8 protein-coding genes and 1 pseudogene are annotated in these 7,225 nt (G+C 71.0%); 2 read left to right on the forward strand and 7 right to left on the reverse strand.

Features of this window, described 5'->3' with window-relative positions; translation table 11 throughout:
* The 4 genes from AN216_RS11780 to AN216_RS11790 all read right to left on the reverse strand — a co-directional run.
* A partial coding sequence (locus tag AN216_RS11780) for an NAD-dependent epimerase/dehydratase family protein (RefSeq protein ID WP_070196617.1) occupies nucleotides 1-1,008 on the reverse strand: 1,008 nt, incomplete at its 3' end.
* A gap of 248 nt (nucleotides 1,009-1,256) precedes the next feature.
* Complete coding sequence (locus AN216_RS26895; RefSeq protein ID WP_003948845.1) at nucleotides 1,257-1,355, reverse strand: 30S ribosomal protein bS22; 99 nt, start codon at nucleotides 1,353-1,355, stop codon at nucleotides 1,257-1,259.
* Between the two features lie 166 nt (nucleotides 1,356-1,521).
* Nucleotides 1,522-1,731 (reverse strand): helix-turn-helix domain-containing protein, encoded by a 210-nt coding sequence (locus AN216_RS11785; protein WP_070196618.1) that lies wholly within the window; start codon nucleotides 1,729-1,731, stop codon nucleotides 1,522-1,524.
* Nucleotides 1,732-1,854: 123 nt separating this feature from the next.
* Nucleotides 1,855-2,691, reverse strand: coding sequence for a phosphatase (locus tag AN216_RS11790; protein ID WP_070196619.1), 837 nt, complete (start codon nucleotides 2,689-2,691; stop codon nucleotides 1,855-1,857).
* Between the two features lie 223 nt (nucleotides 2,692-2,914).
* On the opposite strand from AN216_RS11790, the gene AN216_RS11795 reads away from it, so the two are divergent.
* Both AN216_RS11795 and AN216_RS11800 read left to right on the forward strand, forming a co-directional pair.
* The gene (locus AN216_RS11795) at nucleotides 2,915-3,322 is read left to right on the forward strand and encodes a YciI family protein (RefSeq protein WP_070196611.1); all 408 of its coding nucleotides are present in this window, start codon (nucleotides 2,915-2,917) and stop codon (nucleotides 3,320-3,322) included.
* A 23-nt stretch (nucleotides 3,323-3,345) separates the two neighbouring features.
* On the forward strand, nucleotides 3,346-4,551 hold the full coding sequence (locus AN216_RS11800) for an RNA polymerase sigma factor (protein WP_070196620.1): 1,206 nt from the start codon (nucleotides 3,346-3,348) through the stop codon (nucleotides 4,549-4,551).
* Nucleotides 4,552-4,647: 96 nt separating this feature from the next.
* Here AN216_RS11800 and AN216_RS11805 read toward each other — a convergent pair.
* The 3 genes and pseudogenes from AN216_RS11805 to AN216_RS11815 all read right to left on the reverse strand — a co-directional run.
* Nucleotides 4,648-5,154 (reverse strand): annotated as a pseudogene (locus tag AN216_RS11805) (acetoin utilization protein AcuC); the annotation flags it as partial.
* Between the two features lie 70 nt (nucleotides 5,155-5,224).
* A complete protein-coding gene (locus AN216_RS11810) occupies nucleotides 5,225-6,406 on the reverse strand; it encodes an acetoin utilization protein AcuC (protein ID WP_070196621.1) in 1,182 nt (393 codons plus the stop codon).
* 47 nt (nucleotides 6,407-6,453) lie between these two features.
* Nucleotides 6,454-7,101, reverse strand: coding sequence for an HAD family hydrolase (locus AN216_RS11815; RefSeq protein WP_070196612.1), 648 nt, complete (start codon nucleotides 7,099-7,101; stop codon nucleotides 6,454-6,456).
* Nucleotides 7,102-7,225 lie beyond the last annotated feature (124 nt).

Genomic DNA, 7,225 nt, shown 5'->3' on the forward strand with positions numbered 1-7,225 from the left:
CCCGTCGACGGCGCGGGCGAGCCGCTCGGGCGGCAGCAGGGCGGGACCGAGCCCGGGGGCGGCGTCGGCCAGGGCCTGCTCGGTGCTCCGCCGTGGCTCGAAGCCCAGCACCTCCCGCATCTGGGTGGTACGCACCACCCGCCCGTGGACGAGCAACCGGACCTGCTCCGGCGGGAAGTCGGGGATACCCAGGGCCCGCATCGCCGCTCCGCCCCACCGCAGCGCCGGCAGCAACAACGGCACCGTGGGCCGGCCCAGCCGCCTGGCACACTGCGAGAGCAGCAGCACCCCGTCGCCGGCGATGTTGAACGTGCCGGCGTTCAGACTGCCGCGGGACGGTTCGCCCGAGGCCACGCACAGCGCCTCGAGAGCGTCGTCCGCGTGCACGAACTGCAGTCGGGGATCGTAGCCGAGCGCGGTCGGGAGCACCGGCAGCGAGAAGTAGGCGGCCATGGGCGAGTCCGCGCCGGGCCCGAGGACATGGGCGAAGCGCAGCACGGTCACCGAGACGTCCGGACGCCGACGGGCGAAGCCGCGTACGTAGCCCTCGACTTCCACCATGTCCTTGGCGAACCCGCCCCGTGGCAGGGCCTTGGCCTGGGTGCTCTCCTCGCAGACGGCCGGGTCGCGGGACGCGGAACCGTACACCGCCGTGCTCGACTGCACCACGAGGCGTCGCACGCTGGGCACCTTCTGGCAGCCGCCGAGCAGCTGCATGGTGCCGATGACGTTGGTCTCCTTGACCGCGGCCCGGCTGCCGCGCGGGCTCAGCGGAGTGCTGTGCAGGTCCGTGTGCACGACGGTGTCGACGGCGTGGCCGGACAGGACCGCGCCGATGGCGGGCTGCCGGATGTCGGTACGCACGAACTCGGCGGCACCGAGCGGCTGGGCGGGCGCGGCCGTGTCGACGCCGATCACCCGCTCGACACCCGGCTCACGCTGAAGACGGCGGACGAGAGCACCACCCAGCTGCCGGGCGACCCCGGTGACGAGCACCACCTTGCCCACGCCATTCATCCCCTCGTCCGGTCCGTACGGCGGCACGCGCGGTCGTTCGCGACCTCCCGGCCGTCCGTAACGGTGCCACGGCAGCGGCGGTGTGGCGTGCCGCCATACCGCACGACCCCGGTATCGCGTCGGCCAGGCCGGAGCTCTCCGCAACCTCTGGCGGGCTCCAGCGAACGGCGAAACCGCCGCTCACCCACCCCGCTGAAGTGCGGAGACAGGGAACGGCGGCCAATCAGCGGCGCTTTCGCTCACTTCTTGTTGCGACGCTGCACGCGGGTGCGCTTGAGCAGCTTGCGGTGCTTCTTCTTGGCCATCCGCTTGCGTCGCTTCTTGATAACAGAGCCCACGACTACCCTCGCTCACTTCATGTCACTCGGTGCGGGGCGTCCGAGCCCACACGACCTACATGAGCCCAGCTTACCCGTCACCGAGTGATGGTCGTAATCCGAGGGGCCACCGGAACACTGGACTCGTAGCAGTCAGCGATCAGGAAATGCGGGCGCCGAAGCGGGACTACGCGCTCTCCATCCCCACATAGGATTCCTGAAGGTAGTCGTGGACGGCCTTTTCTGGGACCCGGAATGACCTGCCCACTCGGATCGCCGGCAGATGACCGCTGTGCACCAGCCGGTACACGGTCATCTTGGATACGCGCATCACCGCGGCGACTTCCGCCACGGTCAGGAACACGACCTCGTTCAGAGGACTCTCGCCAGCAGCCATGTCACACCTGACCTTCCGCACACGTCGGGCACCGGCTTCCCCTCCGGTGTCTCCTGCTCGCATGTGCGTCCTCCCCAGAATGGGTGCGACTGATGCAAGTGAGAAACAGGAGCAGGGTCAGGCTCACTCAGGGAACCCAAAGGGCATATCAGCACGACTCAGGACATATCGCGCGAGCGGTCCGTAGTGCACCGGGCACACCGCATCGTCCACTGGCACCACCACCGACACCCGACCCTCGGCCTGCCCAACGAACAGCGCAGGATCGTCCGCATCGGCTGGCCCCATTGCCTCAATTCCGAGTTGACCTGCTGCGCAGACCCATCCGTGATCACCGATAACCAATTCCGGTACGGGTCCTCCAGCCGCCGCAGCAGCGGTCAGCGCGGTACGCAGCGGCAGCGGCGAATGGGTGTGCACGCCCGGCGCATCCGACTGTCGGCGTGCGCCCTTCTCGTGGACCAACGCAACACCCCGTACGTACGAAAGGCGGTGCGTACGTACGCCGAACCGGGTCGTTATGTCGACACACCTGCCCTGCGCTGGTTCTAGTACCGGACATCCCACCCTGGCGAGCGAAGCCGCCAACGCGGCGTAGAAACCCAGCAGTCGATCCGGGTGGCCCGTCCCCAGCAGCACCGGCACCCGACAGCGCGCGGCCACCGCCAAGCGGTCAGCGAACGCCTCCAGCGCGCTGATCGTACGATCCGGGTCGATCGTGTCCGGGCCCGTCATCCGCGTCGGGTCGCCGGACACCCCGCACTCCGCGGCCATCAGGGCGAGCACGTCCGGCAGTCGCCAGTCCCGCTCCGGCTCCAGGCCGAGCAGCACGCCGGGGTCCCGCGCTGCGAACTGGCGGTAACGTAGCAGGCTCTTCTCCCGCCTCGTCGCGATCGCCCCGGACAGCCGCGTGGTCACCAGATGCGCCCGAAGCGTGGATGCGTGCTTCACGTGAACCATGCTCGTGTACGGGCCGGGCGGCGGCGCCACAGTTCGAATGCGGATCACCCGGAAGGGCAACAGCCCAGCGAAGCGCCTCCGGTCCACCGTGCCGGTCGCCCGCGATCCCGGACTGCCCCACGCGAGCAGAAAAGTCCGCCATGATGTCGAGAACCCGTGGCTGGCTCCGTCCCCGGGGTAAGCGCGACCACAATGGGTCGCACCCGCACCGAGGAGAGACACCATGGCCAAGTACCTGCTGCTGAAGCACTACCGCGGCGCTCCGGCCTCCGTCAACGACACTCCCATGGAGCAGTGGACGCCCGACGAGGTCGCGGCGCACATGACGTATATGAACGACTTCGCGGCCCGGCTGGAACAGACCGGCGAGTACGTCGACAGCCAGGCCCTCGCCCCGGAGGGGACCTTCGTCCGCTACGACGGTGCGGGGCGTCCGCCGATCACCGACGGCCCGTTCGCCGAGACCAAGGACCTCATCGCCGGCTGGATGCTGATCGACGTCGACACCTACGAAAGGGCCGTCGAACTCGCAGGGGAGCTGTCCGCCGCCCCCGGGGCGGGCGGAGAGCCGATCCACGAATGGCTGGAGCTGCGGCCGTTCCTGACCGCGCCGCCCACCATCACGGAGTGACCTCGCCGATGGACGGGGCCCTGCTGGACGAGGCCCTGCTCCGCCGCCTCACACCGAGCGTGCTGGGCGTCCTCGTCCGCCGAGGAGCCGACTTCGCGGCGGCCGAGGACGCCGTACAGGAGGCGCTGCTCGAGGCGGTCCGCGCCCGGCGGGCCGGCTCCGCCCCGAGCGCTTCCGGCGACGAGCCTCCTGTGCGGGACCCGAAGGGCTGGCTGGTCACCGTGGCCTGGCGCCGGTTCCTCGACGCGAACCGGGCCGACCTCGCCCGTCGCCGACGCGAGGAACTGGTCGACGAGGAGCCCGCTCCCGGGCTGACGACCGCGCACGACGACACGCTCCGGCTCTACTTCCTGTGCGCGCACCCGTCGCTGACGCCGTCGTCCGCGGTCGCGCTCACGCTGCGCGCCGTCGGAGGGTTGACCACTCGCCAGATCGCCCGGGCGTACCTCGTGCCGGAGGCGACCATGGCGCAGCGGATCAGCCGGGCCAAGCGCACCGTCTCCAGCGTGCGGTTCGACCAGCCCGGCGACGTCGCCACCGTGCTGCGGGTCCTCTACCTCGTCTTCAACGAGGGCCACTCCGGCGACATCGACCTCGCCGCCGAGGCCGTCCGGCTCACCCGGCAGCTCGCCGCCGCCCTCGATCACCCCGAGGCGGCGGGACTGCTCGCCCTCATGCTGCTGCACCACGCCCGGCGCGCCACCCGGACCGCGCCCGACGGCAGCCGGGTACCACTCGCCGAACAGGACCGCGACCGCTGGGACACCACCGCGATCGCCGAGGGCGTCGCGATCCTGCAGGCGGCCCTCGCCCGGGACCGGCTGGGCGAGTACCAGGCGCAGGCCGCCATCGCGGCACTCCACGCCGACGCGCCCACCGCCGAGGAGACCGACTGGCCGCAGATCCTCGAGTGGTACGACGAACTCGTACGCCTCACCGACAGCCCCGTCGTCCGACTGAACCGCGCGGTGGCGCTCGGCGAGGTCGACGGCCCGCGCGCCGGACTGGCCGCGCTCGCGGAGCTGGAGGACAGCCCCAGCGCGGAGGCGGGCAAGGGACATCCGCTCCCCCGGTACTCCGCGGTGGCGGCGTACCTCCACGAGCGGGAAGGCGACCTGGCGACGGCGGCGCGGCTGTACGCGGCAGCGGCCCAGCAGGCACCCGACCTGGCCGAGCGCGGCCATCTGACCCGGCAGGCCGCCCGGCTCAACGCCCGGCGGCGAGGCTGACGGTGGCTGCGCCCCGCGCGACGGTTCGGCCGTACGCGGCGCAAGCCGTCCCGGATACGGCCGGTCGGAGGGCGGGACGGCCGGACGGCGGTCTCCTCAGGGCAGCAGGCCGTGTGAGGGGAAGACCGCCCTGCGGGTCGCCCGGACCGCACGGTCCAGCACGTCGCCCGGATCGTAGCCGGACTCCCAGCCGCGCCAGGAGGGTTCACGACCATCGGTCATGCGCTGCGGCGCGGTCGCCACGCCCGTACGCGCGTACACCGCGTCCCGCCACGATGCGGGCACCTCGCTGACGGGATCGACCGGTGCCCCGGCCGCGATGCCCACGAGATGCGTCCAACTGCGCGGCACCACGTCCAGTACGGCGTAACCGCCGCCGCCCAGGGCGACCCAGCGGCCGCCGGTCAGTTCGTGCGCCCAGTCGTGACAGGCCTGCGCGGCCAGTCGCTGGGCGTCCACGCTGACCGCGAAATGCGCCAGCGGGTCCTCCACATGCGTGTCGGCACCGTGCTGGCTCACCAGCACGTCGGGGGCGAAGGCGGTCAGCAGTTCCGGCACCACGCCGTGCAGCGCGCGCAGCCAGCCCTCATCGGTCGTACCGGCCGNCCGTACGCGGCGCAAGCCGTCCCGGATACGGCCGGTCGGAGGGCGGGACGGCCGGACGGCGGTCTCCTCAGGGCAGCAGGCCGTGTGAGGGGAAGACCGCCCTGCGGGTCGCCCGGACCGCACGGTCCAGCACGTCGCCCGGATCGTAGCCGGACTCCCAGCCGCGCCAGGAGGGTTCACGACCATCGGTCATGCGCTGCGGCGCGGTCGCCACGCCCGTACGCGCGTACACCGCGTCCCGCCACGATGCGGGCACCTCGCTGACGGGATCGACCGGTGCCCCGGCCGCGATGCCCACGAGATGCGTCCAACTGCGCGGCACCACGTCCAGTACGGCGTAACCGCCGCCGCCCAGGGCGACCCAGCGGCCGCCGGTCAGTTCGTGCGCCCAGTCGTGACAGGCCTGCGCGGCCAGTCGCTGGGCGTCCACGCTGACCGCGAAATGCGCCAGCGGGTCCTCCACATGCGTGTCGGCACCGTGCTGGCTCACCAGCACGTCGGGGGCGAAGGCGGTCAGCAGTTCCGGCACCACGCCGTGCAGCGCGCGCAGCCAGCCCTCATCGGTCGTACCGGCCGGCAGCGGTACGTTCACGGCCGTACCCTCCGCCGCCTGGCCGCCGGTTTCCTCCGACCAACCGGAGCCCGGGAACAGGGTTTTGGGGTGTTCGTGCACGGAGATGGTGAGGACCCGAGGATCGTCCCAGAACACTTCCTGCACGCCGTCTCCGTGATGCACGTCGACATCCACGTAGGCGACACGCTCCGCACCCGACTCCAGCAGCCGAGCGATCGCGAGCGCCGCGTCGTTGTAGACGCAGAAGCCGGCAGCGGCACCCGGCATCGCGTGGTGCAGTCCGCCAGCGAAGTTCACCGCGTGCAGCGTGTCCCCTCGCCACACCGCTTCGGCCGCGGCGACGGACTGCCCGGCGATCAGCGCGGACGCCTCGTGCATCCCGGCGAACGCCGGGTCGTCCTCGGTACCGAGACCGTACGAACCGTCCGCGGCAGCCGGATCAGCGGAGACGCGACGCACCGCGTCGACGTAGTCCTGCCGGTGCACCAGGCGCAGCGTTGACGCGCCGGCCGCGCCGGGGGCCGTCTCGATCCGTAGCCCCGGCGCGCGGTCCAGGCCGTACGCCTCGATCAGGCGCATCGTCAGGTCAAGCCGGACGGGGTCCATCGGATGACCGGCACCGAAGTTGTAGCCAGTGACCGCTTCGTCCCACATCAAGAGTGCGCCGCCGCTCATGGGGCCACCGTACCGGCCGTCCGGATCCACGGGGCAGACGGCCGGTCTCAGCCGGCGAGCAACTCGGGTAGGGCCGACATGTCGGAGAAGACCCCGGACGCCTGGGCCAACCGGTCGGGAGGGGTCATCGCGACGTAGCCGTACACCTCCATACCAGCGGCGATGGCCGCCTGTACGCCCAGCGGACTGTCCTCGATGACCACACAACGCTCGGGCGGGACGCCCATCGACCCGGCGGCGTGCTGGAAGAGGTCCGGAGCGGGCTTCCCACGCCGTACGTCCTCGGAGCTGAAGATCCGCTGTTCGTCGAAGTACTCGAGGAGACCGGTGTGCTGGAGCGCCACCCGGATCCGTTCGTGGCTGCTGGAGGACGCCAGGCAGTACGGCAGGGCGTCGGCGGCGAGTCCTCGCAGAAGCTCCGATACGCCGTTGACCGGCTGGAGTTCCGCACGGAAGGCATCGAAGGTGCGGGAGTGCAGTATCGAGTCGAAGTCCGCCGGCAGGTGCCTCCCGGTGCGCTCCCTGATGATGTCGTGTACGCGCCGCACAGAACCGCCCATGTAGTCGCGCAGCGCGTCGGTGTAGCTCGTGGGGTGTCCGAGTTCGGTGAGGTAACCGGCGAGGACACGATTCGCGAGGGGCTCGCTGTCCACCAGGACGCCGTCGTTGTCGAAGATCACCAGATCGTAGCGCATGCGGACAGCGTACGAAGCAACGGCGGAGCACACGATGATGGCCCCGTTGGCTGGGCCAACGGGGCCATCATCAAAGATTGTTCGGCGGTGTCCTACTCTCCCACACACTCCCGCATGCAGTACC

Origin of the sequence: Streptomyces oceani, from assembly GCF_001751245.1 — a bacterium.
Taxonomy (GTDB): domain Bacteria; phylum Actinomycetota; class Actinomycetes; order Streptomycetales; family Streptomycetaceae; genus Streptomyces; species Streptomyces oceani.

Bases quoted from the DNA above. Each gene is read 5' to 3' on its own strand.
- AN216_RS11790 (WP_070196619.1), bottom strand. From the start codon at position 2,691: ATGGTTCACGTGAAGCACGCATCCACGCTTCGGGCGCATCTGGTGACC.
- AN216_RS11795 (WP_070196611.1), top strand. From the start codon at position 2,915: ATGGCCAAGTACCTGCTGCTGAAGCACTACCGCGGCGCTCCGGCCTCC.
- AN216_RS11815 (WP_070196612.1), bottom strand. From the start codon at position 7,101: ATGCGCTACGATCTGGTGATCTTCGACAACGACGGCGTCCTGGTGGAC.
- AN216_RS11810 (WP_070196621.1), bottom strand. From the start codon at position 6,406: ATGAGCGGCGGCGCACTCTTGATGTGGGACGAAGCGGTCACTGGCTAC.
- AN216_RS11785 (WP_070196618.1), bottom strand. From the start codon at position 1,731: ATGGCTGCTGGCGAGAGTCCTCTGAACGAGGTCGTGTTCCTGACCGTG.